The organism is Cohnella rhizoplanae, assembly GCF_948329515.1.
Lineage (GTDB): Bacteria > Bacillota > Bacilli > Paenibacillales > Paenibacillaceae > Cohnella > Cohnella rhizoplanae.
In genome coordinates this window covers 123,740-149,684 of sequence record NZ_CAOJCN010000002.1, presented here as the reverse complement: position 1 = coordinate 149,684, position 25,945 = coordinate 123,740, and the positions used below count along the sequence as shown (strand labels likewise).

Here is a 25,945-nt window from a genome sequence, read left to right as displayed (position 1 = left end):
TCTCCGTCGCGGCCCCAGGGCTGCGCGCGGCAAAGTATTCATGGCCGGCAGGCGTTAGCTGCCTCCGCCCGCTGCAGCCGCGGTCGCCGCTTCGGCAGGCGCCTGCGCGGAAGACGCGGTCGCCGCCGCGGACTTCACCTGCGAATGGGCATGATAGGAACTGCGCACCATCGGTCCCGATTCCACGTGGGAGAAGCCGCGCGCCATGCCTTCGGCCTTGAGCTGCTTGAATTCGTCAGGGTGCACGTAGCGCGCGATCGGCATGTGCGCCGCAGACGGCTGCAGGTATTGGCCGAGCGTCAGAATATCGACGTCGTGCGCCCGCAGATCGTCCATGGCCGCCAGCACTTCTTCGTAAGTCTCGCCTACGCCCAGCATGATGCTGGACTTGGTCGGGATATTCGGCGCCAGTTCCTTGGCCCTGCGCAGCAGCTCGAGCGAACGCGGATACTTGGCCTTCGCGCGCACGCGGTTCGACATCCGCGCGACCGTCTCGATGTTGTGGTTCAGGATGTCCGGCTTGGCGTCCATCACGATGCGCAGCGACTCGAGGTCTCCCTGGAAATCCGGAATGAGCACTTCGACGCTGCACAAGGGAAGCTTGCGGCGGATGGCCTTGATCGTGGCGGCGAAGATCGAGGCTCCGCCGTCCTTGAGGTCGTCCCGCGCCACCGAGGTGACGACGCAGTGCTGCAGGTTCATCTGCTCCGCGGCTTCGGCCACCCGTTCCGGCTCCTGCAGGTCGAGCTCCGTCGGCAGTCCCGTCTTTACCGCGCAGAAGCGGCATGCTCTCGTGCAAATATCGCCTAGTATCATAAAGGTTGCCGTGCGGTTCGCCCAGCATTCGTATATATTGGGACACCGTGCTTCTTCGCAGACCGTGTGAAGCGTCTTGGTCCTCATCATCTGCTTGATTTCCTGGTAATTGTCGCCGGTCGTCAGCTTAATGCGCAGCCAGTCGGGCTTGGGCGTCTTCACGCCGTTCTTCATGCCATTCCCCCGCTTTCTGTCCTTTATTATAGCATGATTCACATAAAAACCAACGTTCTGCAAAGGCTACGGATACTGGGGAAAGGAGAGATGATTCGAGGTGGCTTTATGCTAAAACGGTTAACACGGCAGGCCCGCAAGCTCCGGCACCCGCTCCGGATCGCCCTCGCGGCTTCTGCGCTGGCCTGGGCTTGGACCCCGCCGGCGCAAGGCCAGGAGATCGGCGCCGACGAGACGGCGCGCCGCGAGCTCTACGACCGGGTGGCGGCCATCACGGGACTGACCTGGCAGAAGGTCGCCGCCATCGACCAATACGAGCGAACGATGTCCCGACTGCGGCCCAAGGAGCGCCCGCTCGGCGCACAAGCGATCAGCGGCGCGTACGTCGCGCCGGAGCGGTGGGCGGGCGAGCTGAATCCGAACGCGGAGGACCGACTGCCCCTTTCGATCGGCTTTTTTGGCGGCATCGGGCGGGACGGATCGGGCGACGGACAGGCCGACCGGCACAACGACGTGGACCGCCTGTACACCGTGGTGCGGCAGACGATGCTCCAAGGCCCCGGTGCCGACAACATGGCGATCGGACTGTGGGAATACTACCAGAATCCGAGGGCCGTCCAAAGGGTGCAGCAGTTCGATAAGCTTTACGCCGCCTTCGGGACGCTGAATCTGTCGAAGCACGCATTTCCGCTGCCGCTGAACAGCGTCTACTCCTATCGCAGCACGTGGGGCAACCGCCGGGGCTGGGGCGGCGTGCGCGTCCATGAAGGAACGGACATCTTCGCGGGCCAAGGGGTGCCCGTGCGCAGCACCTGCTACGGCGTCGTGGAAGTAAAAGGCTGGAATAAATTCGGAGGCTGGCGGATCGGCATCCGGGACATCGACAATCTCTATCATTATTACGCGCATCTGTCGGGCTTCGATAAAAGCATCCATACGGGCGATGTCGTCGAGCCGGGCCGCGTGATCGGATGGGTCGGCAGCTCGGGGTACGGAAGGCCCGGCACGCAGGGCAAGTTCCCGCCGCATCTGCATTACGGCGTCTACCGCGATCGCGGTCTGGTGGAATGGGCGTTCGACCCCTATCCGATGCTGCACAGCTGGGAGCGGGCCGAGCGCCGGGCGGTTCGAAGCCGCGGCAAGGGGGGCGGATGATCCGCCCCTCTATTTATCTGAGGAAAAGGTTATGACCCTGCGAAGAGCCGCCGGCTCGCTGCATCATTCCCGTTCCTGCAGGAACCGGTCGATCTCTTCCTTGGACGGAATCGAGCTCTGCGCGCCGTGGCGCGTGACGGAGATCGCCGCAGCCGCGGACGCGTAGCGCAGCGCATCCGCCAGCGGCCTGCCGGCGGCGATGGCCGCCGCATAGGCGCCGATAAAGGTGTCGCCCGCGGCGGTCGTATCCGCCGGCGCGACCTTGAACGCCGGCACGCGGAGCGCCGCGCCGTCCCGGTCGAGCGCGAGCGCGCCCTGCGCGCCCAGCGTTACGATCACGCGGCGCACGCCCGCCGCCTGCAGCGCCCGCGCGGCGCGTTCGGCGGCGTCCACGCCGTCCACGGCCAGGCCGCTGACGACTTGAGCCTCGGTCTCGTTCACGACCAGCGTGTCGACGAGCGGCAGCGCCTCCTCCGGGATCTTGGCCGCAGGAGCGGGATTGTAGCAAGCGCTGACGCCCAGCTCGGCACAGCGCTTCAGCGCGTGCAGGTTGACTTCGGGCGGCACCTCGTTTTGCAGAAGCGCGATCGATGCGCCCGCGAGCGCGTCGTCCATCACGTCGGCCGGCGTCAGCTTGCCGTTGCTGCCGGCCGAGAGGATGATCGTATTTTCCCCGCTGCCCGACACGGTGATGAACGCGAGGCCGGAAGAGCCCTCCTTGACCGACACGGACGTCGCGTCCACGCCGCGCGAGCGCAGCGATTCGATCAGCACGCTGCCGAACGCGTCTTCGCCCACTGCGCCGACCATGATCGCGCCGCTCCCCGCCAATGCCGCGGCGACGGCCTGATTCGCCCCTTTGCCTCCGGGCTGGTACGAGGTCCCGCTGCCGTGGATCGTCTCCCCGGGCTGCGGGAATTCCTGTACCCGATTTACGATATCCATATTTATGCTGCCTATAATCGCGATTTTGCTCAAGTCTTCAACCTCCGGCCAATTTCTCATCTATGTTTGTCATTTTCCGGGACGCCCGGACGTTTGTCAATTCCGTACGCGTCCAAGTCCCATCGTGCGGGCCGGGCCGGCCATGCAGACAAAAAGACCGTTTCCGCGGTCGTGCGAAACGACCGGGAGACGGTTCTTTCTGCTGCTAAAAACGCCGCGCATTCCTGCGTCTAATCGACCTTGAAGGCGATGCCGCCGGCGTCGCGGTCGATCGTGAGCGTGCCGTGCTCGATGAACCAGACATCCTTGCTCTCCATATAGAAGTGAAGGCCTTCCTCGTCCGCCTCCGCGGCCGGATCCACGGGATCGTCAAGCATAATGCCGAAGCCGTAGGGTTCGTTGCCTCCGCTGATGTATCGGACGTAGATGCGGACGTTGTCGCCCCGCCGGTATTCCCATTCCTCCAGGAAGCAGGCCGCGGCCGCCCGAGAGATGCGAAGCTCCATGTATCCGACCTCCATTCGCTCGATGCATGCTGCTTGTATTATAACAGCCGGGATTCGGAGGGGACAAGGCCGGCCGCCGCGCTTAGGGCTGCCCGGGCGCCTACAGCTGCGACTGCGGCTATGACTGCGGCTGAGACTACGGCTGTGACTGCGGCTGAGACTGCGGCTGAGTCTGCGGCTCCGGCAAGCTCAGCATGGGCGCCTGCGTTGCGCCGCTGCCGACAGGATTGCCGCTGCCGTCGTAATAGTAGACGGGCGTATCCCCGGCCACCATCACGTAGGAGAGCGGGATGTCCGTCTCGATCCGGTTGGGCTCCCTGTCGAACGGGATGACGATCGCGATGTCGGTCGTGACGTGGATATAGACCTCGACGAGCACGTTGTTGATGCCGGCGTTCGACTGCCGGGTCCGCACCTCCGCCTGGACCGTGCTGATCGGATGCAGCCGGACGGCGACGCTCGGCCCGAGAGAGGACAGGAACGGGCTGTTCACGGCATGCCCGATCGGGATGCGCTCATGGAGCGACTCCTGCCGCTTCAGCTCCTGCTCGACGACGGAGATCGTCTGCGCCGTGATGCGCATCTGCTCCTTGTAGTCGATCTCGATGCCCGTCGTCTTGCCCTCGGCATTGGTCTTCCAATGAATCATCTTGCTGCCGTCCGCGCCGGCGGCGATATTCTCGGTGATCGAAGCGTTGATCGCCTGTACGGCCATCTCCGTAATCCGCTGTTTGGCCAAGAACATGAGCGGTTCTCTTAGATAGCGGTCGAGATACACGAACGATTGAACGGCCGCCAGCAGCGCGACCGCGAGGAGCACGAGAAAAAAGGAACGGCGGGACAACCGCGGTTTTCGCCGAGCGTAGGCGCCGCCGGTTCGGGACCTGAGCGGGCGCGCGCCGGACGGGACCGGCGATCCGCGCCTGGACGGCCTGGCCACGAACCGGCTGCTCCTGCCGTAGCCGGACATCCCCGTCGTCCTGAAGCCCGTGCTGCGCCAGGCGCTCCGGGACGGCTGCTTCAGACGCCAGTTCGTACCGAGCCGCGGCCAACGACCCCATTTTCTGCGCATCCGGGCTGTCACTCCCTTCCATCAGCATGCGGAGTTCGGACGAACTCACTTCATGCTTATGTCGGGACCGCGCAATTTAGATCGGCTGGTTCGATTGCTCCCGGATCCGCAGGAACACTTGGTAGCTCCGCTCCGCGCAGGCGGAGATCGAGATCGGGTCGAACCCGGTCAGATCCGCGTAAAAGGTATCGTTCAGCGGTTCGATCCAGGAAGCGGGCAGCGCCTGGGCGCCCAGGCTGGCTCCGAGGATGGACCCGACCGTGGCGCCGTTGCAATCGGTATCCCAGCCGCCGAGCACCGCGGTCGTAATCCCTTTCTCAAAGTCCCCGCCCGAAAAGATCAACGAAGCCGCGACCAGGGCCGCATTGTTGTTGGTATGGACCGGATCGTAATGCTTGAACGCTTCCCAGATCCGATCGACGAGCTCGACTTGATCGCGGGCGGACCTGGCGATGTCCACGGCCTGTACGATGTCGCGCGCGAGCCGGGAGGTACGAGGAATCTCCCGCAGCCCCGCCTCGACGATACGTTCCGGATCGGACTCCGTGAACGCGGCCGCGATCATCGCGGCGACGAACATTTCTCCGTAGATGCCGTTCTTCACATGGGAAAAGGAAGCGTCCCGCCAGGCCAGCTCCGCGGCTAGCTCGGGATTGCCGGCGGCGCCGTAAGCGAAGCCGTCGGCCCGGATCTGAGCGCCGATCCATTCGCGGTAAGGGTTCAGATGCTCTCTCACCCACGCCTGACGCGTCGCCCAGTCCGCCGGCTTTTCCGAGTTCATATGCGACGTGACCTGCGCGAAGTTCAGATAGGCCTGCGTCTCCGCCGTGCATACCTGCTGATAGGTGAGGCGGGAATGCCACAGCTTGCCGATATCCCAAGCGTCCCAGTCCAGCCCCTTCTCCTCGAGCATCAGCAGCCCCAGCACGGTGTAGCGCACGTCGTCGTCGCTCTCCATGAACCGGATCTGCTCGCGCGTACTCCTCATGCACCACGACGACAGGTAGAGGTCATCGGATGCCGCCCGGGAGCGCTCCGGCGTGTAGCCCCGGATCGGCCAGGCATCGGCTCCCTCGAACCAGAGCTGTACGTTGCGCCAGCCCGGATTGCCCGCCGAACCGCTCATCATCGGCCACGACTCCAGCGGTTTGCCGAGCGCGCAGCCGCTCAGCCTGCCCGACCATGCGCCGAGGAATTTGTCCCGCCACTGCGCTTCGGTCAACGACCCGGAGATCTCCGCCGGACGGCGTTGTTCCGGGCGCAGCGCCCGGATCTCCGCCAGATCGGAAGGCTCTATGAACGGAAAATCAGGCGACGGCTCAAGTGCCCGAAGCTCCCCGTAGAGCGCCATGAGCTTCGGTTCGTCGTCTCCGCAAGCAGACCACCGTTGTTCGTAACCCTCTACGTTGCAGCCTTCTTCACCCCGTTGAATGATTTCCCTGCGAATCAACCCGCTCAATTTTTCCCATCCCGCCATTTGCCGCACCCCTTCGATTTCATGATCCTGCTTCTATCACCATAACGCGCGCGGGCGCGGCTTTCATCTCGTTTTGGACGGGCGGGATTCTTAAAAACGGCTATATTCATTCCTATGCTTGTCCCGGAACCGCTGTGGACTGAGCCCGACCAGCTGCTTGAACGACCGGTAAAAGGGAGCTGCGCTCTCGAAGCCGCAGGCCAAATACACGTCCGTCACCGAGCGGTCGCCCGTGGCGAGCAGACGCTTCGCTTCCTGTATGCGCACGAACGTCAGGTATTCCTTGAAGCGCTTGCCTACCGCGCTGACGAATAGATGGCGCGCGCGCGATTCGCTAAGCGATAGCAGCTCCGCCGCCTCGCGCAGGTCGAACGGCTCCCTGAACCGGGCCGCGATCGCATCCAGGGCGGGACGCAGCCGCTCGAGGGCGTCGTGGCGTTCCCGCCATTGGTCGCGTCCGAACCTCCCTTCTCCCGCCCGGTGCAGCCAGACGCCCAGTGTTAGCATCGATGCGCGCAGGAGCGAGCCGTAGGCGGTGGGCTTCGCTTCATATTCCGCTAGCATGTTCTCGAACAGCGGCCTGGGCCATCCGGGCATCGCAGGCTGCCGCGCTCGCCATTCGTCCTCGCTCCAGGCAGCCGCGCGGACGAACGGGCGCAGCAGATACCGGTCGTCCGGCGCGAACAACGACTCGCTGAAATAAACGAACGCGAAGCTGCACCCTTCTTCCGCCGCCATGCCGATATGAGGCTCGTAGGGCGGAAACAGGAGCAGCGAACCTGCCGCTACCTGCACCGTCTCCTCTCCGATAAAAAACAGGCCGCGGCCTGCCAGGCAATATCCGATCTCGTAAAAGGAATGCCAGTGCTGTTCGGTCCGGACCTTCTTCAGTCCGTACTCGAACAGATGCAGCGGGACGGCCGCGTCGAAGCTGAACATTTCCAGCATGTCGATTGCTCCCTCGTTCGCGTCGATAGGGGTCCGGCGCTCTAGGGCTATTATATAACGGACAACGAAGTCGCGAACGCCCGCAAATAAAGAAAACGGCGGAGCCGAGGCCCCGCCGTTACTCATATAGCCGAGATAAGTGCTGCTTAAGCCTTGACGGCTTCCAGCTCGAGCGAGATCGCGACGTCGTCGCCCAGCATGACGCCGCCCGTTTCCAGAGCCGCATTGTACGTCAGGCCGTAGTCGCTGCGCTTGATCTTGCCCTTCGCGCTGAAGCCCGCGCGTTGGTTGCCCCACGGATCCTTCGAAGCGCCTTCGTACGTCACTTCGAACGTTTCTTGCTTAGTAACGCCATGCAGCGTAACGTCGCCAGTGACGTCATATTCGCCAGCGCCGGTCTTGACGATGTTCGTCGCTTTGAAGATCAGCTTCGGGTGATTCTCCACGTCGAAGAAGTCAGCGTTGCGCAGATGCGCGTCGCGGTCAGCGTTGCGCGTGTCGATGCTCGACAGGTCGATCGACAGCTCGATGTCGGCCGTCGTCAGATCTTCCGCATCCGCGTTAACGCTCGCTTCGAACGCGTGGAACGTACCCTTTACCTTCGAGATCATCAAGTGGCGGATCGAGAAATCGATCGAGCTGTGCGTTGCGTCAATACCCCATGCGGATTTTGCCATTTTATTTTCCTCCTCATATTTAACTAACATTTTTGAACATGCTTTATTTAGTTAAGTAACATATCCTAAATATAGAGTAATAGCGGGCGGCTGTCAACTGTGTATTTATAAATTACACTTAGTCGGATTGACGCCCCATTCTCCCGCCAGCCATCCCTCTAAGCGCAAAGGAAAAAGCCGCTCCCGCAATTGGCGAGAACGGACTTCACCTATCGCCGCTAATGGCATAACGGAAATTCATCCAGCCGGCTTATACGGTGCCCTCGGCGTGCAGGCCGAAGTAAAAAGAGATGGTACCCTGCGGCCACGTCGCGGTAACCACGTACAGCTGGTCTCCGTCTCCGGCAGCCGCGCGAAGCTTGCCGTCTTGAAGTTCCAATGCTTCGTCCGGCCGCTCCTGCCCGGGGAACGACACAATGACATGAACTTGGTCGGGCGAATCTCCCGACCACGCGAGTGCGATCTCGTCGCCTGCGCTCACCTGCGGCACGATCTTCACGTCCTCGATTCTCGGCGGCATCGCCGCGTCCGCGCATACGCCGAAGCCTTTGGCTGGTTCTGACCAACAGTAGCTGCCCTTTTGCGCTGCGAGGGTCTCGCCTCCGGCCTTCACCTCGAGTCGCGGCACCTCATCGGGCTCCTTGAATATCTCCGCGGAAGGCGACGGCAACTGCGCCGCCGAAGCGGACGCCGCAGGCGCAACGGTTGGCGCGCCGATGCGCCCGGGCGCCTCGAAGGTCGTGCGTTCTCCGCAGCCCTGCATCACGAGCAGCACGCCCATTATCCAGCCGATCGCATATTTGCCCAAGCCGCAACGCCTCCGATCTCCAGCCTCATCTATCATCCAGACGCTTCCAGATCAGGAATAGTTGCACGACGATGCGCCTTAAATTCCGAGCATCGCGATGACGGCCGCGACCGACACCGTGCTCGCTGCCGTCGAGGCGAATACCGTCTGAGAGGCGAACTCGGGCTCGTTGTCGAACTCGACGGCGAGCAGCACGCTGCTGAGCGAGGTCGGTACCGACGACGATACGATCAGCGCCGCCGCCAGCAGGCCGTCAATGCCGATGGCCTCGCAAGCGCCCCAAGCCAGCAGCGGGCCGGCCGCCAGGCGCAGCGCGAGCGACAAGCCGATATCGGACAGCAGACGGCGGCTGATGCGCCAGGTCATGCTGCCGAGCTGGATGCCGAGGGTGATCAGCGCCGTGCCGATGAACGCGTTCGACAGATAATCGAGGGAAGTTACGGCCGAGTCGGGCAGCGGCACCGCGAAATAGCGCATCAGCAGCGCCACCGGAATCACGTAGATTACGGGCATGGAGAGAATGACGCGTCTAATCTGCGCCCAGTCCGACTTGTGCGCATTGACGCTGTAGACGCCGTATGTATTGGGGAGAAGCGATTGCATCATCATGATCAGCACCTGCACGGACAATGTATAAGGATCGTTGTGGAACGCCAGTTGATTAAGCGGTATCCCGTAGTTCGCGCTGTTGTAGAAAAGCACGCTGCACCGCATCGCGCTGCGCATCGAGGGGCCGTACCCGCGAAGGCGGACGACCGCCTCGGCGAGCGCGTATTGGAGCAGCATGAACAGGGCGAAGAAGGCCATGACCGTACCGAACAGGGAGAGCGAGATGGCCGTATTGTACAGCAGCTTAAACATGATGGCGGGAGAAAACAAATAAAAGTTCAGCTTGGATAGCGTGCGGATATCCAGCTTGAAGCTGCGTTCGAGCACGATGCCCAGCGCGATCAGGATCGAGATCGGGAGGACGTTGTTCACCAGAATATGCAGGAAAACGGTCATGCGGCGCCCTCCCCGGCCGCCGGCTCAGGACGGTCAAGATGCCGCTTGCGGAACAGCAGGACGGCCGAGCACAACAGCATTACCCCGTTAAGCACGAACACCCAGCGGATCGGGATCCAGCCGGCGAGCAGGCCGCCGAGCACCGGTCCGAGCATCGTGGCGAGCTGCGTGGACGACTGGCTGAGGCTGAACGCCCGCCCGCGGAATTCCGGTGCCGTGACGCGCACGATCATGGCGTTAAGCGCCGGGTAGACGCCCGCGAAGAACAGGCCGTACACGAAGCGGAGCGCGCCGAACTCGGCGTAGTGTCCGACGAAGTATTGAAGCAGATTGCCGATGCCGCCGCCCGCGAGTCCGATGACCAACACCTTGATGAAGCCGATCCGCTGGCCGATCTTGCCCCACTGGGGCGCCGCGATCAGCGTCGCGATGCCGACGGCCGAGAAGACGATGCCCGCCTGGAGCGAAGCGTCGGCCTGCTCACCGCCCAGCTCCGTCATATAAATCGTCAGCAGCGGCTCGAGGATCATGACGGAGAAGGTGCTGAGGCCGACGAGCAGGAGCAGCGTGATGAACGTGCGGTTGTGAATCGCCTGCGACAGATCCTCGCGAATGCGGGGCCGCTTCGCCGAGCGGTTGAACTTATCCTCCTTGACGAAGAAGCTCGCGATCAACGCCGAGACCAGCACGACGGCCGCCGAAAACAAAAAAGCCTCCCGGTTGCTCGTCAGGTGGCTGACGACGCCTCCGACGAGCGGCCCGATGATGCTTCCGCTGGCGCCGGCCGTCGCCATGACGCCGAGCGCATATCCCGTTTTCTCCTCCGGCGTATTCGTGGCGACCAGCGCGATCGAAGCCGGCACGTAGCCCGCGAGCAGCCCCTGGCACACTCGGACGATCAGGAACACATACGGATCCTCCACGAAATAGGTCACCAGGTAAAGCGCCGCCAGGCTGTAGCCGGAGCGAATCAGCATCGGCCTGCGCCCGTATTTGTCGGCAAGCGACCCCCAGTAAGGGGCGATCAGCGCGCTTGCGAGAAAGGTAACGCCGAACGCGAACCCCGACCACTGATTGACGTGATGCGCCACGCCCAGGTCGTTTTTCAGGAACAAAGGGATGAACGGTATGGCGGCCGAGTAAGCCATGCTGCAGAAGAATACGCCGGTCCAGAGTACGTACAGATTCCTTTTCCATGAAACGTTCAAAGCCATTCACTTCCTCGGGTGAAATAACAAAAGCAGACCCCCCCGCGCTGGGGGGAGTCCGTACTGTAAGGAGTATAACACGATATACCGGATTAGTCCCGCATAAAGAACTGCATCGTCTTGTCCGTGGAGCCCGGCAGGCCTTCGTGTCCGAAATCGGGGTAGATCACGACTTCCTTCTTCGCCGTCATCTTGTTGTAAGCTGCGAACTGCGTCGACGGCGGGCAGACCGAATCCATAAGCCCCACGAACATAAGCACCTCGCCTTGAATGCGGTCGGCCAAGTATTGAAGATCGATATAGCCCAGCTTCGTGAACACCTCATCCTCCCGCTCGTGCGTCGGGTCGAAGCGGCGGAAGTAGTCGCGCAGTTCCGCGTAGGCGTCCTTGGCCAGGTCCATCTCCCATACGCGCTTGTAATCGGACAGGAACGGGAAGACAGGGGCGAGCTTCGAGATGCGGGGCTCGAGCGCCGCGCAGGCGATCGTGAGCGCGCCGCCCTGCGAGCCGCCGGCCGCGTAAACGCGGGACGGATCGACCTCGGGCAGGCCGAGCGCGATGCCGGCGAGCTGCGCCGTATCCAGGTAAATATGGCGGAACAGCAGATTGTCGGAATCATCGTCCAATCCGCGGATGATATGGCCATGCAGCGTATTGCCCTTTACGCCGCCTACGTCTTCGGACTCGCCGCCTTGACCGCGCGCGTCCATCGCCAGCACCGAATAGCCGAGCGAAGCGTAGGCCAGCTTGTCGTTCCAATCGCCCGCGCTGCCCGAATAGCCATGGAACAGCACGACGGCAGGATGCGGCTCCTGCACGTTTTTCGGACGCAGGTACTTGGCATGGATGCGGGCGCCCCTGACGCCGGTGTAATAGAGATCGAAGCACTCCACCTGCGGCGTCTGAAACTCGCTCGGAACCAGCTCGACCTGCGGATCGGTCGCCTTCAGCTCGGCTAAAGCGCGCTCCCAGTACTCGTCGAAGTCTGCTGGGCGCGGGTTGCGTCCCCGGTACTCTTTTAACTGCTCTAATGGCATGTCAAGCGCAGGCACAATGATCTTCCCCTTTGGCGATTGGTATTACGGGATGGCATTCCCGGCTCCGTCCGTATTGAAGCGTCTTCATTGTACCATAGACTGGAAAAACTGTCCCTTTGCATTTCTTGCGTTTTTTGCGCACTTTTATGGCTTTATTGCCAATCGATATGGCGGACTGGTCTGAGCCCGTGAAGCGCCGGGATCAAATTTTCCTTGTCGCAGGAGGCCGGCAGCTTGAGCGACAGATCTACGGCGATCTCCCCTTTGTCGTCGCGGTTCGTCTCGATCGCGATCACCGACACCTGCAGCTCCTTTAACCTGCCGAGCAGGTCGTCCATCGCCCCTTCGCGATCCTCCAGCCGAACGCCGACATGCTCGGCCGCCGCCTGGCCGATCCGGCCGATGGTGCGATGCAGCAGCGTCTGCCCCAGAACGATCAGCAACACCGTGCCGACGCCGACGATGTACAGGCCCGCACCGATCGCCATGCCCATGCCCGCCGTCGACCAGACGCCGGCCGCCGTCGTCAGTCCTTTCACCGTTTGTTTCTGTAAAATAATCATGCCCGCTCCGAGAAACCCGACGCCGCTGACGACCAGCGACGCGATGCGGGACGGATCGAGCGATACGTTCTCCCAGTCGCTCTGATCCCGGAAGCCGTACTTGGACAGCACCATCATCAGCGCCGCGCCCATCCCGACGATAAAGTGCGTCTTGATGCCCGCTTCCTTCATCCTGCTCTTGCGTTCGTAGCCGATGATCGCCCCGCACAACCCCGCGGCCGCGATTCGGAGCAGCCATTCCCATTCCATCCGGATCACGCTCGCTTTCCTTGTAAAATAGCGCTCATAACCGTTGTATTACCCCGATCCGACCGGCCTGTTTCATTTCAACGCAAAAAACGAACGCAAAAAACCGGACTCCTCGCGGAGTCCGGCTGTCTTGCGTTATATTCGCGGGGGCGATGATTAGAATCCGCCCATGCCGCCCATGTCGCCCATGCCGCCTGGCATGCCGGCAGGTCCTTTGTCCTTCTCCGGCTTGTCGGTGATGACCGCTTCGGTCGTCAGGAACAGGCCGGCGACGGACGCCGCGTTCTGAAGCGCGGAGCGTGTCACCTTCACCGGATCGATGATGCCGGCTTCGAACATGTTGACCCACTCGCCGGTGGCGGCATTGTAGCCGACGCCGACTTCTTCCTTCTTCAGACGCTCGACGATAACGGAGCCTTCTTGGCCTGCGTTAGCGGCGATCGTACGGATCGGCTCTTCGAGCGAGCGCAGGATGATGTTGACGCCCGTCTTCTCGTCGCCTTCGGCGTTAACGGCCGCAACAGCGTTGTATACGTTAACCAGCGCGGTACCGCCGCCGGATACGATGCCTTCTTCGACGGCTGCGCGGGTCGCGTTCAGCGCGTCCTCGATGCGGAGCTTGCGCTCCTTCAGTTCGGTCTCGGTAGCCGCGCCGACCTTGATGACGGCTACGCCGCCGGCCAGCTTCGCCAGACGCTCTTGGAGCTTCTCGCGGTCGAAGTCGGAGGTCGTCTCTTCGATCTGGGCGCGGATTTGGTTGACGCGCGCCTTGATGTCGTTGGAGTCGCCTGCACCGTCGACGATGATCGTGTTTTCCTTGTTGACGCGAATCTGACGGGCGGAGCCCAGTTGGTTCACGTTCGTGGACTTCAGCTCGAGGCCGAGCTCTTCGGTGATCACTTGACCGCCGGTCAGAGCCGCGATGTCTTGCAGCATCGCCTTGCGGCGGTCGCCGAAGCCAGGCGCCTTGACGGCTACGCAAGTGAACGTGCCGCGCAGACGGTTGACGATCAGCGTCGCTTGCGCTTCGCCTTCGACGTCCTCGGCGATGATCAGCAGCTGCTTGCCGGATTGTACGACCTTCTCGAGGACAGGCAGGATCTCTTGGATGTTGGAGATCTTCTTATCCGTGATCAGGATGTACGGATTGTCCAGCACGGCTTCCATCTTGTCCGTGTCGGTGATCATATAAGGGGATACATAACCGCGGTCGAACTGCATGCCTTCGACGACGTCCAGCTCGGTCAGGAAGCCCTTGGATTCTTCGACGGTGATGACGCCGTCCTTGCCGACCTTCTCCATCGCCTCGGCGATCAGCTTGCCGACTTCTTCGTCGGCGGCGGAGATCGACGCGACTTGCGCGATGTCGTTGCTGCCTTCGACTTGCTTGGAGATCGCCTTCAGCTGCTCGACGGCGGCGCGTACGGCCTTGTCGATGCCCTTGCGGACGACCATCGGGTTAGCGCCGGCCGTGACGTTCTTCAGGCCCTCGCGGATGATGGCTTGCGCCAGGACGGTAGCGGTCGTCGTGCCGTCGCCGGCAACGTCGTTCGTCTTCGTGGCGACTTCCTTAACGAGCTGCGCGCCCGCGTTCTCGAACGCGTCTTCAAGCTCGATTTCCTTGGCGATCGTCACGCCGTCGTTCGTGATCAGCGGGGAGCCGAACTTCTTCTCGAGCACGACGTTGCGACCCTTCGGTCCAAGCGTTACCTTAACGGCGTTGGCCAGTGCGTCCACACCGCGGAGCATCGCGCGGCGCGCGTCTTCGCTAAACTTGATTTCCTTAGCCATTCTTCAATAACCCTCCTCGATTTTGGTTCCCTTGGCAGGATAGGTAGTGCTTGCGATTGCTTATGTCAGCGGTTGTCCGCCGGCTTAGCCGACGATCGCGTGAATGTCGCTTTCTTTCATAATCAAATACTCTTTGCCTTCGTACTTGATCTCGGTTCCCGCATATTTGGAGAACAGAACGCGATCGCCTACGCTGACTTCCAGCGCGATGCGCGCGCCGTCTTTGCCGACTGCGCCGGCGCCTACCGCGATAATGGTGCCTTCTTGCGGCTTTTCCTTGGCCGTATCCGGCAGAACGATACCGCTCAGCGTCTTTTCTTCCTTGGCGCTTGCTTCGACAAGCACGCGATCACCCAAAGGTTTGATCATGAAAATAGCCTCCTTTTGTACTCCGTTACGGAGAAGTTTGCGAAGTTTAGCACTCAATCGTGTTAAGTGCTAATAACCAATTCCTATAATACTGATTTTGGATAACCATTTCAAGTCCCTGCGACCGAAAAAAATAAACGCGGGACCGCATGATGTGCGGCGCCGCGCCTTTCGACAACGTTCTGTCCGATTCGCAAAAAAGTCCGGCGCCCGGCCCGCGGCCCTGCGCATGCTCCGTTACGTTCTAAAATTGCCGACCAGCGTCTTCAGCCTGGCCGCCATCGTGCTGAGCCTCTCCGCCGTGCGGGCCATCTCTTCGGTCGAGGACAGCTGCTGCTGGCTCATCGCGGTCACTTGCTCGGTGAAGGAAGCATTCTCTTCCGTAATGCGCGTGATGTCGGAGATCGACTGCTGGACGGACTGGCTTCCTGCCGACATCTGCTCGACTGCCGCGGCCACGTCGACGATATTGACGCTCAGCTTGCCGACCTCTCCCACGATCTCGCGGAACGCGGACTCCGCGTTCTGCATGCCCGTCACCGCCCCGAATACTTGCTCGGCGCTCTGCTCGAACATCCCGGCAACCTTGGTGATGTCGCCCGACATCGCCTCGAGCGTCGTCGCGATCTGCACGGCGGACTGCTGCGTCTGATCCGCGAGCTTGCGAATCTCGCCTGCGACGACCGCGAACCCGCGGCCGTGCTCTCCAGCGCGCGCGGCCTCGATCGCCGCGTTCAGCGCAAGCAAGTTGGTTTGGCTCGAGATCTCGGAGATATAACCGATTACTTCAATGACCTTCTCCGACTTATGGTTGAGTCCGCGGACCGTGTCCTGCAGCGACCGGAACGCCGACTCGACCTGCACGATATCGCTCGCGGTCGACTGCAGCAGGTTGGAGCCGCCTTCCGCGCGGTCCCGCGTGAGCTGCGCCGCATCGGACACGCCCGTCGTCGTAGAAGCCACCTGGGTCAATCCGCCGATCGTCTGCGTCATGACGGCAGAGATCTGCTGCGACTGCGTCACTTGCGTCTCGGAGCCGGCAGCTACCCGCTCCACGGCTCGCGATACCTCGCTGCTCACTCTCGCGTTCTCGTCCGCGCCCGTCTTCAGTTGAATCGCCGACGCCGCGAGCTCCGCCGTGCTCTCGCGCAGCTCCTTCATCATCTTCTGGAGACCGTCCAGCATGGCGTTCGCGGCCACGGCGAGATCGCCGACCTCATCCTTGGCGTAGACCGGAATGCGCTGCGTGAGATCCCCGCCGGATCCGGCTATATTCTTGAGCGTGCCCGTCACGCCGCCGATCGCATGGAGGAGCTTGCGCGACACCGTCATCAAGGCGACGCCCCCGCCTACCAGGAGCACGGCGTAGATCGCGACCACTTCAATTAATAAAGCAGTATGCCCGCTGAATGCCGATGCGGCTGCCAGTAAAATAAATGACAGCGCCAACAGTACGACCATCGCGATGTAACCGATCAAAAACTTCGTTTGCAAGCTGACTCCCGAATTGCGCATGCTCGACCCCTCCGAATGAATGTAACGTGCCCTACCCATATGTAAGCACTTTCAAACACCACAGACACATTTTAGCATAAGTTTCTTTTGGATAATATCGGAATATGTCGAATTTATGAAAGGATTTTAATTTTTTGTCGGCGGGTGGACCGCGCGCCCCAGGGTTGTCGGTTCTCTCGTACTAGGGACTGCTTTGCCGCGTTTTAACGATATCCCGTTCGCTCAGGAAATAAGGCCGCTGCCATGCAGTCCTTAAATAAAAAAGACCTAGTCAACTCGTCGCAAACTTATGATCCGAAATCCATATAGGAGGCGTAGCTTCCAACAAAAAAAGCGCCTGCCGCCTTGGCCCGTTTCGGCCATGCACGGCAAACGCTTCTGCATCAAGTTCAATCCTCGTCGTCCAGCGCCGCCTCGCGTTCGGCGGCACGCCGGACGCGCTTGCGGTGGGCGCTAGCGGAGAGCAGCACGCTGACCTCATAGAGAAGGATAAGCGGCACGGCCACCAGAAGATCCGAGATGACGTCCGGCGGCGTCACGACGACGCCGACCACGACCATAACGAACCAGGCCAGCTTCCTCAGCTTGCGCAGCAACGACGGGCTCAGAATGCCGATCCGCGTCAGGAACAGAATCACGATCGGCAGCTCGAACAGGAGAGACATCGGCACCAGGATATTGAACAGGAAGCTAAAATACTGATTGGCTCCGTAAACTTGCTTCAGCCCTAGATTCGCCGTTACCTTTTCGGTGAACGCATAAGCCATCGGGAAGATGACGTAATAGGCGAAGGCCAATCCGGCCAGGAACATGAAGAGCGCTCCGGGTATGTATCGCAGCGTCGCCCGCTGCTCTTTTCTGCCGAGCGCAGGCTTGACGAACGCCCATAATTGGTACAGCGTGAACGGAATGGCGACGACGAACGAGATGATGAAGGCGAACTTCATATACAGACTGATCGCGTCCCACGGAGAAAAGGCGCTGAGATCGACCTCGCCCGACGGCGCCGCATCGAGCAGATAATCGAACAGCGGCTCCGCGCCGAACAGCCCCCCGACCAGCGCGAGGACAAGCACGATGATGATGTAAATGACCCTTTTGCGCAATTCTCCGATATGCTCCAAGAGGGGCATGCCGTCCAGTTCCCTAATATCGGTCCTTGCGCCCGAGCGCTCCGCCATATGCGACCTCCGCCCTACCGGGCACAAAAAATCAGGACGGCTCCCGTAAATCAAGCCGCCCTCCGTATTCATTAAAACGCACGCGTACGGCTACCGAGCGAGTATCTATGCTGCGTTCAAATGCAGCAGGGACCGCTGTCGGCACGCCACCGCCATCGAACCCTTACTCGGGCAGACGACGTTCGGCCTTCAGCGGCTCCGCTTCCGGAGCGGCGGCGACTTCGCGGCGTGCAGGACGCTCGCTGTCGTCCATCAAGTCGTTCGCGCCCTTCTTGAATTCGCGCAGCGTACGACCGAAAGCCTTGCCCAGCTCGGGCAGCTTGTTCGGTCCGAACAGCAGCAAGGCGATTAGGATCAGCAGGATCAAGCCTGATGCGCCAATACCTCCCATGGTTATCCCTCCCGTATCTCGGATGTCTAGAAGTACTAAAACCAAAAACCGGTCAAATGGAAAACGGCCGCTTGCCGTCAGGCAGCAATAGGTCCGAATCGATCCAGCATTAACGATGCAGCCCGCCGTAACCCATAGCGGCGATCTCCTGCCTCGTGATGCGCTCGCCTGCGAGCGCCCTCGGGAGCAGCACGTCGAACGAGGTATACGGATCGTGCATGACGCAGCCCGGCAGCCCGAAGATCGGAACGCCCTTCAAATAACCGAAAAGCAGCATCGATCCGGGAAGCATCGGCGTCCCGTAGCTGACGATATCCGTGCCGGCGTCGGCGATGGCGCCAGGCGTCCTGTCGTCGGGATCGACCGACATGCCGCCGGATACCAATATCATATCATACCGCTGTTCCAGGAAGTAGTACAGATGGTTGACAATTGTTTGTCGGTCGTCCGGCGCGAACCGCTGCTCCGCCAGTTCAGAGCCCATCGCCTCCAGCTTCGACCGGACCGCCGGACCGAACTTGTCCGCGATGCGCCCCGTGTACACTTCCGTCCCCGTGGAGAGCAACCCGGCGCGCATCCGGCGCAGCGGCTTGACTGCCACGGGATCCGCTCCGCCATGCTCCGCCTTGTACCGGGCGACGATCTCTTCCGCCGCCGCGATCTTGGACTCGGGCACGACCAGCGGTATCGCCCTAGAGGCGGCGAGCGGCTCGCCGGCCTGCACGAATCGGCCCCCTACGATCGTAGCGAGCGCGATCTCGCCGAGCGCATTGATCTCGTCGACGACCTCGCGGGCGATGACGGCAAGTCCCGGAGCCGCCGCCTTGAGCGTGACCTTGCCCTCGTGCGGCTCGCCGTAGAGGATCCCGGTCCCGCCCAGCGCGGCCGCGAGGCGAAGCGCGGCGTCGTCCTCGTGAAGATCGCCCGGCGCGAGCTCGATGACGTACAGATGCTCCTTGCCGATATCCTTGAGCTTCGGGATGTCGTCCGCGGTGACGCGATGGCCCTTGCTGAACAGCCTGCCCTTGAAGGCGCCCGGCAGGATCTGCGTCAGATCGTGCGCCAGCGCGAGTCCTACGGCATCCTCTACCTTCACCTCGCGCAGCACGGTCCGCTGCGGCTTGGATGGGCCGCTCATCAGTAGTCTCTGTCCTTCCCGATGCCGGAGACGAGCAGCAGGGCGTCGGGCAGCTGATCCATGATCGCCATCAGCATATCGTTGACGCCCTTGGGGTCGCCCGGCAGATTAACGATGAGCGAGCGTCCGCGGATCGCAATGACGCCGCGATAGAGCATATAATGCCTGCTGCGCTGCATCACCGCCGCCCGCATCGCCTCGGTCATGCCCGGCACCGTGCGCTCGGACACCATAAGCGTCGCCTCGGGCGTGACGTCGCGCAAGCCGAGGCTCGTCCCGCCGGTCGTCAGCACCAGGTCGGCCTGAAAGTAGTCGCACATCTCGATGAGCGCCGCCCGAAGCTCGTCCTGTTCGTCGGGCACGACGCGATAGTCGACGATCTCCCCGCCGAGTTCCTCCTCGACCAGCTCCCGGATCACCTGCGCGCTCGTATCCTCGCGTTCGCCCCGGGAGCCTTTGTCGCTGGCCGTCAGCAGCGCTACTTTCCAAATCATGCCCATCCCCCCGATTCGCGTCTCCTCAAACTTCGCACGGCGGCATCGGCTCGATTAGCCTAACCTTCCGCCCTGTAATCCCCGCTCTTGCCGCCCGTCTTGCTCTGCAGGAGCGTGGGCCCGATCACCATGTCCTTCTGCAGCGCCTTGCACATATCGTAGACCGTCAGCGCGGCCGCCGACACGGCCGTCAGCGCCTCCATCTCGACGCCGGTCTTGCCGGTCGTCTTGACCTCGGCCGCGATCGTCAGCGTGTCGTCTCCGCTGGTGCCGAACGTTACGTTCACGCCCGTCAACGGCAGCGGATGGCACATCGGGATCCAATCGGAAGTCCGCTTGGCCGCTTGGACGGCAGCCACCTGCGCGACCGCGAGCACGTCGCCCTTCTCCACCGTACGATCCAATATCCGCGACAGCGTCGAAGGCGCCATCGTGATGCGGCTCTCGGCCACGGCCGTCCGCGCCGTCACCGCCTTGTCCGATATGTCCACCATGACGGCGCGGCCCTGCTCGTTAAAATGCGTCAATCTTCCTTCGCCGTCTGTCATCAAGGTCCCTCCTCCGCAAACCAGATCAAACCTTCCTCCGTCGCCACGCCATGGAGCGCGAGGTCGTGCGCTTCCTTGGGCAAGGCGGCGTCGGATAACTGCAGCGCGTACGCAAAGCCGATCCAGTACGGCAGGCGTCCCGGTCCGATCGCCTCGGCCAGCCGGTCGTAGTAGCCGCCGCCGTAACCAAGACGGCCGCCCTGGCGGTCGAAGGCCATGCCCGGCACCAGCACCGCGTCGGGACGCTCGCCAGCCGCCAGCGGCGCGGTGCGCAACGGGTCCGGGCTCGGCACGCCGTACGGCCCCGGGCGCCAGTCGGCCGGCGCAGCCACGGTCCGCAGCTCCATCCCGCCGCCGTCCTCGCGGATGCGGGGAGCGACTGCGCGGTGACCGCCGGCGACGCACCACTCCAGCACCGCCGAGGGATCCGCCTCCGAGCGGAACGCGCCGTACACGGCCACGGTCAACGGCCGTCCGAGCGCCAGATACAGCGGCTCCAGCGCTTGCGCCACGACGACGCCGCATAGCATGCGCGAGCGCGCCTCTCGCTCTTGCGGCGCCAGCGCGTCCCGCCTGGCCGCCATCGCCTTGCGCAGCGCGGGCTTCGCCGCGCCGCGGGATTCCTTCGCGTTCATGGCCCATCCCTCGTCCAAACCATTCATATTCATAGATAGCAACAGTGTATCATTTTTCAGTACGGTTCGCCAAAGAGGTTTTTCACAGAAATTCCTCCGCCGATTCCCTTGCCGGCACCGCCCCAGCCGCCCCCTAGCCGCACCAGTTTGGACGTCCATCGGGTTTTGCGATAAACTTGATTCAACTATAAGAACTCGTACGGAGGGAATCCTCTTGCTTTTACAGGCATCCGGCATCGTCAAGCATTACGGCGTCACCCCAATCCTCGAAGGCGTCTCGCTGCAGATCGGCGAACGCGACCGCATCGGCCTCGTGGGCGTGAACGGCGCAGGCAAATCTACCTTTCTTAAAATTCTGGCGGGAGAGCTCGATTCCGACCGGGGCTCGGTGTCCAAGCCTCGCGAGCTGAAGATCGGTTATCTGGCGCAGAACAGCGGGCTCGCCCCGCAGCTGACCATCCAGGAAGTCATGAACGACGCGTTCGGTCCGCTGCTCGAACAGGAACGGGCGCTCGGACGGCTCGAAGCGCGCATCGCCGACCCGTCGGAGCAAGCCGACGCGGCCCGTTACGAAGCGCTGCTCGCCCAGTACGCGGACGCGAACGACCGGTTCCGCGAGGCCGGCGGCTTCGAGATGAACAACCGCATCCGGGCCGTGCTCCACGGCATGGGCTTCGGCGGCTTTTCGCGCGATACGGTCGTCTCCTCGCTGAGCGGCGGACAGCGGACGCGCCTCGCGCTGGCCAGGCTTCTCGTCGTCCAGCCCGAGCTGCTGCTGCTCGACGAACCGACGAACCACTTGGACATCGACACGCTGACTTGGCTGGAACAATATTTGCGCACGTATTCGGGCGCGATGGTCATCGTTTCGCACGACCGTTATTTTCTCGACGCGACCGTCTCTTCTATAGTAGAGATCGAACGCCATGCGGCGACGAGATACACCGGCAATTACACGCGATTCATGGAACTCAAGGCGGCGGACTTCGCTCAGCAGGTCAAGCTGTACGAGCAGCAGCGCAAGGAGATCCAGCGGATGGAAGACTTCATCCAGAAAAACATCGTGCGCGCCACGACCACGCGCCGCGCGCAGAGCCGGCGGAACGCGCTGGAGCGCATCGAGCGGCTCGAGCGGCCGGGCACGCTGAAGCAGGCGAGCTTCTCCTTCGCGGCCGAACGGCGCACGGGCAAGGACGTGCTCCAGGTGTACGACGCGTCGGCTGCGCCCGGAGAGGGTATCAGCCCGCTGTTCCGCCATGTGGGCTTCGAGGCCAAGCGAGGCGAGCGCATCGCGCTGCTCGGCCCCAACGGGGTCGGCAAGACGACGCTGCTGCGCGCGCTGGTCGGCCAGCTCCCGCTCGCGGCAGGCACGATACGCTGGGGGACCGGCGTGCAGCTCGGTTATTACGATCAGGAGCAGCGCGGCCTCAATCCCGCCAACACGGTGCTGGAGGAGGTCTGGAGCCAATATCCGACGCTGCCCGAAGCGGAGATCCGCACGGTGCTCGGCAACTTCCTGTTCAGCGGCGAGGACGTGCGCAAGACGGTCGGATCGCTTAGCGGCGGGGAAAAGGCGCGCGTCGCCCTCTCCAAGCTCATGCTGATGAAGGCCAACGTGCTCGTGCTCGACGAACCGACGAATCATCTGGACTTATGGAGCCGCGAAGTACTCGAGGGCGCCCTCGAGGAGTATGACGGGACGCTGCTCTTCGTGTCGCATGACCGCTATTTCCTCAACAGGCTTGCGGATCGCGTCGTTGAACTCGGCCCCGACGGCGCCGCGCATTTCCTGGGAAATTATGACGAAATGGTCGCGAAAAAGCGCGAATTGGAAGAGTGGGCCGCCGCCGCCGCCGCGTCCGTAGGCGCCAATTCCTCAGGCGGAGCTGCCCAAGCCGCGCAGACGTCCGTGACCGACTACGAGGCGGACAAACAGGCCAAGCGGGAGGAACGTGCCAAGCAGCGCAAGCGCGAGCAGGCCGAAGCGGACATCTCGAGGCTGGAAGCGGAGATCGCCGCCCTCGAAGAAGAAATGGCGCTGCCGGAGGTTTGCACGGACTTCGTCCGGCTGCGCGAGGTGCAAGGAAAGTTAGAGGAAAGACAGCAGGCGCTCGAGGTCGCTTTTGCGTTATGGGAATCGTTGATGGAATAAGATCCGCGACGCGAGGTCAGTCTTGCGGTACCCTGCCGACGTAGAGCAAGTGAGGCGACCCGCCGAGGAACGAGGGGTTCTCGGACAGGTCCACCAGGAGCCGGACGATGCGCCGGAATTCGGCTTCGCCGCCGGAGCGCCATGCGTCCAGCCGATCGGGCGTCATCCCGCCGACGCTCTCGGAGGCGATCAGCTTGACCGTCTCGAAGCCCATCCCTTCCATAAACGGTACGATCTCCGCGAGCGGGAACGCATAGGCGCCCGTAAACCTCCCTTCGTCCCGATGGTTAAAAACGCCCGTATCCAGGAATTCGCGTATACCCGCATGCGTGTCGCAAGGCGGCCAGCTCGCAGGGTCGAGCAAATACGTCGCCGCCTGCCTCTCCCTGGACATAAAAGCAACGAATACGACGCCGCCCGCCTTCGTCACCCGACGGAGCTCCCGGGCGGCTTTTTCGCGCTGCCCCGCACCTTGGAGGTGATACATGGGTCCCATCATCAGCGTCGCATCGAATGACGCGTCCGCGAACCGGCCCAGCTCCTGCGCGTCCGCGACATGGCAGCCCTCTACCCGGTCGCGCCATTCCAATGCGCTTATGCGCTGCTTCGCATCCTCGATCAAACGGGCCGACAGATCCGTCAGCGTGACTTGATACCCGGCCTGGGCAAGCGCCATCGCGTATTTCCCGGAGCCCGCCCCGTTGTCGAGTATGGTTCCATGCGGGGGAAGATGGCTTCGGATTACTTGCATGTTGATGATGAACTCGAGCGGTTCGCGTTCCAGCCTGCCCCATTCGTCGAATCGGTCGTAATACTTCAGCATGTCGCTCAACCGGATCCCTCCTTTCACAAAAATGCCTTAATTACGATATCCACAGCTTTATCCACTGCTTGTGTATGAGCTCCTGGTTAGAAACATTAAATTTTTCTCAGTAAAAAGGCTTTATAGCGCGCGTTCTATGATGGTGTCCGAGCAGCGATTCACTGGCTGACCGCGTTATCCCCATAATCCCCAGTTTCAAAGCTAAGGGTTTGAAAATATAATCCACGCTTTCAAAATTACACTGCGTTTACTCTCCCAACACATTTCGATAGCTTATCCCCAGTATGCACAGGGGCTGTGGATAACTTTGCCCACATCCCCTGCGCCGCTAATTGGGATCCGCAACCATTGACACAACGCGGATCAGGCGCCAGACTCCATCCGCTCCTCCGAGCCGGCTGCCATGATCGCGCTGTTGCAAGCCGCGACGTAAGCGCGGGCCGCCGCCAGTATAATATCGCGATGAATGGCCGTTCCCCGGAACCGTCTGCCCGCATGCTGCACGGTCACGACGGCTTCTCCGGCGGCATCCTCGCCCGACGACAACGAGTGCAGCTCCAGATCCTCGAACGCCGCGCCGGCGGGCATCGCTTCGCGAATACAGCCGATGACGCTCTCAAGCGGCCCTTGGCCCGCTCCCGTGTACGTGCGCTCGCTGCCGTCTTCGGTCCGTCGGATCGTCACCGAGGCGATCCGCATCCGGTTCGTACCCGCCAGCACCTGCAGGTCGACGAGCGCATACGGTTCGATCTGGGTCTGCGTCGATTCGCCGACCAGCTGGAGCAGGACGTCGTCGGTAACGATCTTGGTCTCGTCCGCCTTAACCTTGAAGCGCGCGTACACGTCCTCGAGCTCCTGGTCCGCCAGGCTGATTCCGTATTCGGCCGCGCGATGCTTGATCGCATGCCGTCCCGAATGCTTGCCCAGGATGATCATGCTGCGCGGGATGCCCATCGCTTCCGGATCCATAATCTCGTACGTATTGCGGTTTTTCAGCAGGCCGTCCTGATGGATCCCCGACTCGTGCTGGAAGGCGTTGCGGCCCACGATCGGCTTGTTGAAGGAGATCGGAAAGTGCATCGCGCGGCTGACCATCCGCGACGTCTCGAAGATCTCGGAGGACCGGATCCCCGTCTCCGCGCCAAGGGATTCGCCCCGCGTCTCGATCGCCATCACCAGCTCCTCCAGCGCGCAATTGCCGGCCCGTTCGCCGACGCCGTTGACGCTGACCTCGACGTGCGTGGCGCCGTGGCGGATCGCGGCCAGGCTGTTGGCAAGCGCCAATCCGAGGTCGTTGTGGCAGTGCGCGCTGTATGCGACCTTATCGCCGCCCCGCACATGCTGCTTGACCGCGCTGAACAGCGGGCCGAACTCCTCCGGCATCGCGTAGCCCATCGTGTCCGGGATGTTGATGATCGTGGCGCCTTCGTCGATCGCGGCTTCGATGATCCGATACAGGAATTCCCTGTCGGCACGGGATGCATCCATCGGAGAAAACTCGAGCGCCTCGACGAATTGCTTGCCATAAGCGATCATCTCGCGCACCTGCTTCACCACCTCGTCCTGCGTCTTGCGCAGTTGGAAGTCGAGATGAATCTGCGACGAGGAGATGAACAGGTGCAAGCGTCTCAGCGCTGCGTCCTCCGTGGCCGCCACTGCCGCGTCGATATCTCCTCGAACGCACCGGGCGAAGCCGCAGATTTCCGTCTGCTGCAGCTCCCGCGAGATCTGGCGGATCGCCTCGAACTCGCCGGGGCTCGAGACGGCGAAGCCCGGCTCGATCGTATCCACCCCCAGGCGGGCGAGCTGCCGGGCGATGACGATCTTCTGCTCCGGCCGCAGGGATGCGCCCGGCGCCTGCTCGCCGTCTCGCAGCGTGGTATCGAAAATGCGGATTCTTTTTTTAGAGACCGCTACTTCGGCGTTTTCGTTCACGGCGGATTGGGCGGACGGGGAAACTGCATTCATCGCTTGCTTGTCATTATCATTCGACATGGTAAAACCTCCATTTTTGTGTGAATATTCAGAATCATCAGAATTAAGTTGTTGCAGCGGGTGAAGCCCTGCCTCCTGGCACGGTGCCTCCCCGGGCATGCCATTTCCCTTCCGATCGGCGTTGTCTTGGAAAAACGCAAAAAGCCCGTCGTCTCCCCTGTCAGAAGAGACGACGGGCTTCGTAGCCGCCGCGGTACCACTCTCATTGGAGCGTCGTCTGACACTCCCTCTCGATGCGCCGTCCGACAGCTTCTTCAGGAAGAAGCTGTCGGA

25 protein-coding genes are annotated in these 25,945 nt (G+C 62.0%); 2 read left to right on the top strand and 23 right to left on the bottom strand.

Annotated elements, in window-relative coordinates; all coding sequences use genetic code 11:
- Positions 1 to 54: 54 nt before the first annotated feature.
- Positions 55 to 990: a lipoyl synthase gene (gene lipA, locus PQG80_RS04975; protein ID WP_271750103.1), complete on the bottom strand. Its 936-nt coding sequence runs from the start codon at positions 988 to 990 to the stop codon at positions 55 to 57.
- A 108-nt stretch (positions 991 to 1,098) separates the two neighbouring features.
- Between lipA and PQG80_RS04970 the strand changes: the two genes are divergently transcribed.
- Positions 1,099 to 2,145, top strand: coding sequence for a M23 family metallopeptidase (locus PQG80_RS04970; RefSeq protein ID WP_271750102.1), 1,047 nt, complete (start codon positions 1,099 to 1,101; stop codon positions 2,143 to 2,145).
- A gap of 63 nt (positions 2,146 to 2,208) precedes the next feature.
- On the opposite strand, the gene rbsK is transcribed toward PQG80_RS04970, so the two are convergent.
- The 20 genes from rbsK to PQG80_RS04870 all read right to left on the bottom strand — a co-directional run bounded on the left by rbsK (position 2,209) and on the right by PQG80_RS04870 (position 20,702).
- Positions 2,209 to 3,150, bottom strand: coding sequence for a ribokinase (gene rbsK, locus PQG80_RS04965; RefSeq protein ID WP_334219806.1), 942 nt, complete (start codon positions 3,148 to 3,150; stop codon positions 2,209 to 2,211).
- 170 nt (positions 3,151 to 3,320) lie between these two features.
- Positions 3,321 to 3,596, bottom strand: a complete 276-nt coding sequence (locus tag PQG80_RS04960) for a Fe-S cluster assembly protein HesB (RefSeq protein ID WP_271750099.1) — start codon at positions 3,594 to 3,596, stop codon at positions 3,321 to 3,323.
- Positions 3,597 to 3,732: 136 nt separating this feature from the next.
- The gene (gene yunB / locus PQG80_RS04955) at positions 3,733 to 4,668 is read right to left on the bottom strand and encodes a sporulation protein YunB (RefSeq protein WP_271750097.1); all 936 of its coding nucleotides are present in this window, start codon (positions 4,666 to 4,668) and stop codon (positions 3,733 to 3,735) included.
- Between the two features lie 76 nt (positions 4,669 to 4,744).
- The gene (locus PQG80_RS04950) at positions 4,745 to 6,145 is read right to left on the bottom strand and encodes an ADP-ribosylglycohydrolase family protein (protein WP_271750095.1); all 1,401 of its coding nucleotides are present in this window, start codon (positions 6,143 to 6,145) and stop codon (positions 4,745 to 4,747) included.
- Between the two features lie 90 nt (positions 6,146 to 6,235).
- The gene (locus PQG80_RS04945) at positions 6,236 to 7,093 is read right to left on the bottom strand and encodes an AraC family transcriptional regulator (RefSeq protein WP_271750093.1); all 858 of its coding nucleotides are present in this window, start codon (positions 7,091 to 7,093) and stop codon (positions 6,236 to 6,238) included.
- 146 nt (positions 7,094 to 7,239) lie between these two features.
- Positions 7,240 to 7,770: a YceI family protein gene (locus tag PQG80_RS04940; RefSeq protein ID WP_271750091.1), complete on the bottom strand. Its 531-nt coding sequence runs from the start codon at positions 7,768 to 7,770 to the stop codon at positions 7,240 to 7,242.
- A 250-nt stretch (positions 7,771 to 8,020) separates the two neighbouring features.
- A complete protein-coding gene (locus PQG80_RS04935) occupies positions 8,021 to 8,578 on the bottom strand; it encodes a hypothetical protein (protein WP_271750089.1) in 558 nt (185 codons plus the stop codon).
- Between the two features lie 78 nt (positions 8,579 to 8,656).
- Positions 8,657 to 9,583, bottom strand: a complete 927-nt coding sequence (locus PQG80_RS04930; RefSeq protein WP_271750088.1) for an AEC family transporter — start codon at positions 9,581 to 9,583, stop codon at positions 8,657 to 8,659.
- A complete protein-coding gene (locus PQG80_RS04925; RefSeq protein ID WP_271750086.1) occupies positions 9,580 to 10,791 on the bottom strand; it encodes an MFS transporter in 1,212 nt (403 codons plus the stop codon). The genes PQG80_RS04930 and PQG80_RS04925 overlap by 4 nt, the downstream gene beginning before the upstream one ends.
- Positions 10,792 to 10,883: 92 nt before the next feature.
- The gene (locus PQG80_RS04920; protein WP_271750084.1) at positions 10,884 to 11,843 is read right to left on the bottom strand and encodes an alpha/beta fold hydrolase; all 960 of its coding nucleotides are present in this window, start codon (positions 11,841 to 11,843) and stop codon (positions 10,884 to 10,886) included.
- Between the two features lie 137 nt (positions 11,844 to 11,980).
- Complete coding sequence (locus PQG80_RS04915) at positions 11,981 to 12,640, bottom strand: MgtC/SapB family protein (RefSeq protein ID WP_271750490.1); 660 nt, start codon at positions 12,638 to 12,640, stop codon at positions 11,981 to 11,983.
- Positions 12,641 to 12,796: 156 nt separating this feature from the next.
- Positions 12,797 to 14,431, bottom strand: coding sequence for a chaperonin GroEL (gene groL, locus PQG80_RS04910; protein WP_090110741.1), 1,635 nt, complete (start codon positions 14,429 to 14,431; stop codon positions 12,797 to 12,799).
- Positions 14,432 to 14,515: 84 nt separating this feature from the next.
- Positions 14,516 to 14,800 carry a co-chaperone GroES gene (groES, locus tag PQG80_RS04905; RefSeq protein ID WP_090110743.1) on the bottom strand — a complete coding sequence of 95 codons (285 nt, stop codon included), beginning with the start codon at positions 14,798 to 14,800 and terminating at the stop codon, positions 14,516 to 14,518.
- A gap of 237 nt (positions 14,801 to 15,037) precedes the next feature.
- On the bottom strand, positions 15,038 to 16,315 hold the full coding sequence (locus PQG80_RS04900) for a methyl-accepting chemotaxis protein (RefSeq protein WP_271750081.1): 1,278 nt from the start codon (positions 16,313 to 16,315) through the stop codon (positions 15,038 to 15,040).
- A 389-nt stretch (positions 16,316 to 16,704) separates the two neighbouring features.
- A complete protein-coding gene (gene tatC, locus PQG80_RS04895) occupies positions 16,705 to 17,496 on the bottom strand; it encodes a twin-arginine translocase subunit TatC (RefSeq protein WP_271750079.1) in 792 nt (263 codons plus the stop codon).
- A gap of 163 nt (positions 17,497 to 17,659) precedes the next feature.
- Entirely contained in the window at positions 17,660 to 17,887 is a 228-nt protein-coding gene (gene tatA / locus PQG80_RS04890; RefSeq protein ID WP_090110747.1) for a twin-arginine translocase TatA/TatE family subunit, read from the bottom strand.
- 109 nt (positions 17,888 to 17,996) lie between these two features.
- Entirely contained in the window at positions 17,997 to 19,025 is a 1,029-nt protein-coding gene (locus tag PQG80_RS04885; protein WP_271750078.1) for a molybdopterin-binding protein, read from the bottom strand.
- Positions 19,025 to 19,519 carry a MogA/MoaB family molybdenum cofactor biosynthesis protein gene (locus PQG80_RS04880; protein ID WP_090111088.1) on the bottom strand — a complete coding sequence of 165 codons (495 nt, stop codon included), beginning with the start codon at positions 19,517 to 19,519 and terminating at the stop codon, positions 19,025 to 19,027. The genes PQG80_RS04885 and PQG80_RS04880 overlap by 1 nt, the downstream gene beginning before the upstream one ends.
- Before the next feature lie 59 nt (positions 19,520 to 19,578).
- Positions 19,579 to 20,067, bottom strand: a complete 489-nt coding sequence (moaC, locus tag PQG80_RS04875; RefSeq protein WP_271750077.1) for a cyclic pyranopterin monophosphate synthase MoaC — start codon at positions 20,065 to 20,067, stop codon at positions 19,579 to 19,581.
- Positions 20,067 to 20,702, bottom strand: coding sequence for a 5-formyltetrahydrofolate cyclo-ligase (locus PQG80_RS04870; RefSeq protein WP_271750076.1), 636 nt, complete (start codon positions 20,700 to 20,702; stop codon positions 20,067 to 20,069). The genes moaC and PQG80_RS04870 overlap by 1 nt, the downstream gene beginning before the upstream one ends.
- A 214-nt stretch (positions 20,703 to 20,916) precedes the next feature.
- On the opposite strand from PQG80_RS04870, the gene PQG80_RS04865 reads away from it, so the two are divergent.
- Entirely contained in the window at positions 20,917 to 22,854 is a 1,938-nt protein-coding gene (locus PQG80_RS04865; RefSeq protein ID WP_271750074.1) for an ABC-F family ATP-binding cassette domain-containing protein, read from the top strand.
- Positions 22,855 to 22,870: 16 nt separating this feature from the next.
- Here the strand turns inward: PQG80_RS04865 and PQG80_RS04860 are convergent, their stop codons facing one another.
- Positions 22,871 to 23,677, bottom strand: a complete 807-nt coding sequence (locus tag PQG80_RS04860; protein ID WP_334219808.1) for a class I SAM-dependent methyltransferase — start codon at positions 23,675 to 23,677, stop codon at positions 22,871 to 22,873.
- 363 nt (positions 23,678 to 24,040) lie between these two features.
- The gene (locus PQG80_RS04855; RefSeq protein WP_271750070.1) at positions 24,041 to 25,672 is read right to left on the bottom strand and encodes a 2-isopropylmalate synthase; all 1,632 of its coding nucleotides are present in this window, start codon (positions 25,670 to 25,672) and stop codon (positions 24,041 to 24,043) included.
- Between the last annotated feature and the right edge of the window lie 273 nt (positions 25,673 to 25,945).

Bases quoted from the DNA above. Each gene is read 5' to 3' on its own strand.
- lipA (WP_271750103.1), bottom strand. From the start codon at position 990: ATGAAGAACGGCGTGAAGACGCCCAAGCCCGACTGGCTGCGCATTAAG.
- PQG80_RS04970 (WP_271750102.1), top strand. From the start codon at position 1,099: ATGCTAAAACGGTTAACACGGCAGGCCCGCAAGCTCCGGCACCCGCTC.
- rbsK (WP_334219806.1), bottom strand. From the start codon at position 3,150: ATGAGAAATTGGCCGGAGGTTGAAGACTTGAGCAAAATCGCGATTATA.
- PQG80_RS04960 (WP_271750099.1), bottom strand. From the start codon at position 3,596: ATGGAGCTTCGCATCTCTCGGGCGGCCGCGGCCTGCTTCCTGGAGGAA.
- yunB (WP_271750097.1), bottom strand. From the start codon at position 4,668: ATGCGCAGAAAATGGGGTCGTTGGCCGCGGCTCGGTACGAACTGGCGT.
- PQG80_RS04950 (WP_271750095.1), bottom strand. From the start codon at position 6,145: ATGGCGGGATGGGAAAAATTGAGCGGGTTGATTCGCAGGGAAATCATT.
- PQG80_RS04945 (WP_271750093.1), bottom strand. From the start codon at position 7,093: ATGCTGGAAATGTTCAGCTTCGACGCGGCCGTCCCGCTGCATCTGTTC.
- PQG80_RS04940 (WP_271750091.1), bottom strand. From the start codon at position 7,770: ATGGCAAAATCCGCATGGGGTATTGACGCAACGCACAGCTCGATCGAT.
- PQG80_RS04930 (WP_271750088.1), bottom strand. From the start codon at position 9,583: ATGACCGTTTTCCTGCATATTCTGGTGAACAACGTCCTCCCGATCTCG.
- PQG80_RS04915 (WP_271750490.1), bottom strand. From the start codon at position 12,640: ATGGAATGGGAATGGCTGCTCCGAATCGCGGCCGCGGGGTTGTGCGGG.
- groL (WP_090110741.1), bottom strand. From the start codon at position 14,431: ATGGCTAAGGAAATCAAGTTTAGCGAAGACGCGCGCCGCGCGATGCTC.
- groES (WP_090110743.1), bottom strand. From the start codon at position 14,800: ATGATCAAACCTTTGGGTGATCGCGTGCTTGTCGAAGCAAGCGCCAAG.
- PQG80_RS04900 (WP_271750081.1), bottom strand. From the start codon at position 16,315: ATGCGCAATTCGGGAGTCAGCTTGCAAACGAAGTTTTTGATCGGTTAC.
- tatC (WP_271750079.1), bottom strand. From the start codon at position 17,496: ATGGCGGAGCGCTCGGGCGCAAGGACCGATATTAGGGAACTGGACGGC.
- tatA (WP_090110747.1), bottom strand. From the start codon at position 17,887: ATGGGAGGTATTGGCGCATCAGGCTTGATCCTGCTGATCCTAATCGCC.
- PQG80_RS04885 (WP_271750078.1), bottom strand. From the start codon at position 19,025: ATGAGCGGCCCATCCAAGCCGCAGCGGACCGTGCTGCGCGAGGTGAAG.
- PQG80_RS04880 (WP_090111088.1), bottom strand. From the start codon at position 19,519: ATGATTTGGAAAGTAGCGCTGCTGACGGCCAGCGACAAAGGCTCCCGG.
- moaC (WP_271750077.1), bottom strand. From the start codon at position 20,067: ATGACAGACGGCGAAGGAAGATTGACGCATTTTAACGAGCAGGGCCGC.
- PQG80_RS04870 (WP_271750076.1), bottom strand. From the start codon at position 20,702: ATGAACGCGAAGGAATCCCGCGGCGCGGCGAAGCCCGCGCTGCGCAAG.
- PQG80_RS04860 (WP_334219808.1), bottom strand. From the start codon at position 23,677: ATGCTGAAGTATTACGACCGATTCGACGAATGGGGCAGGCTGGAACGC.
- PQG80_RS04855 (WP_271750070.1), bottom strand. From the start codon at position 25,672: ATGTCGAATGATAATGACAAGCAAGCGATGAATGCAGTTTCCCCGTCC.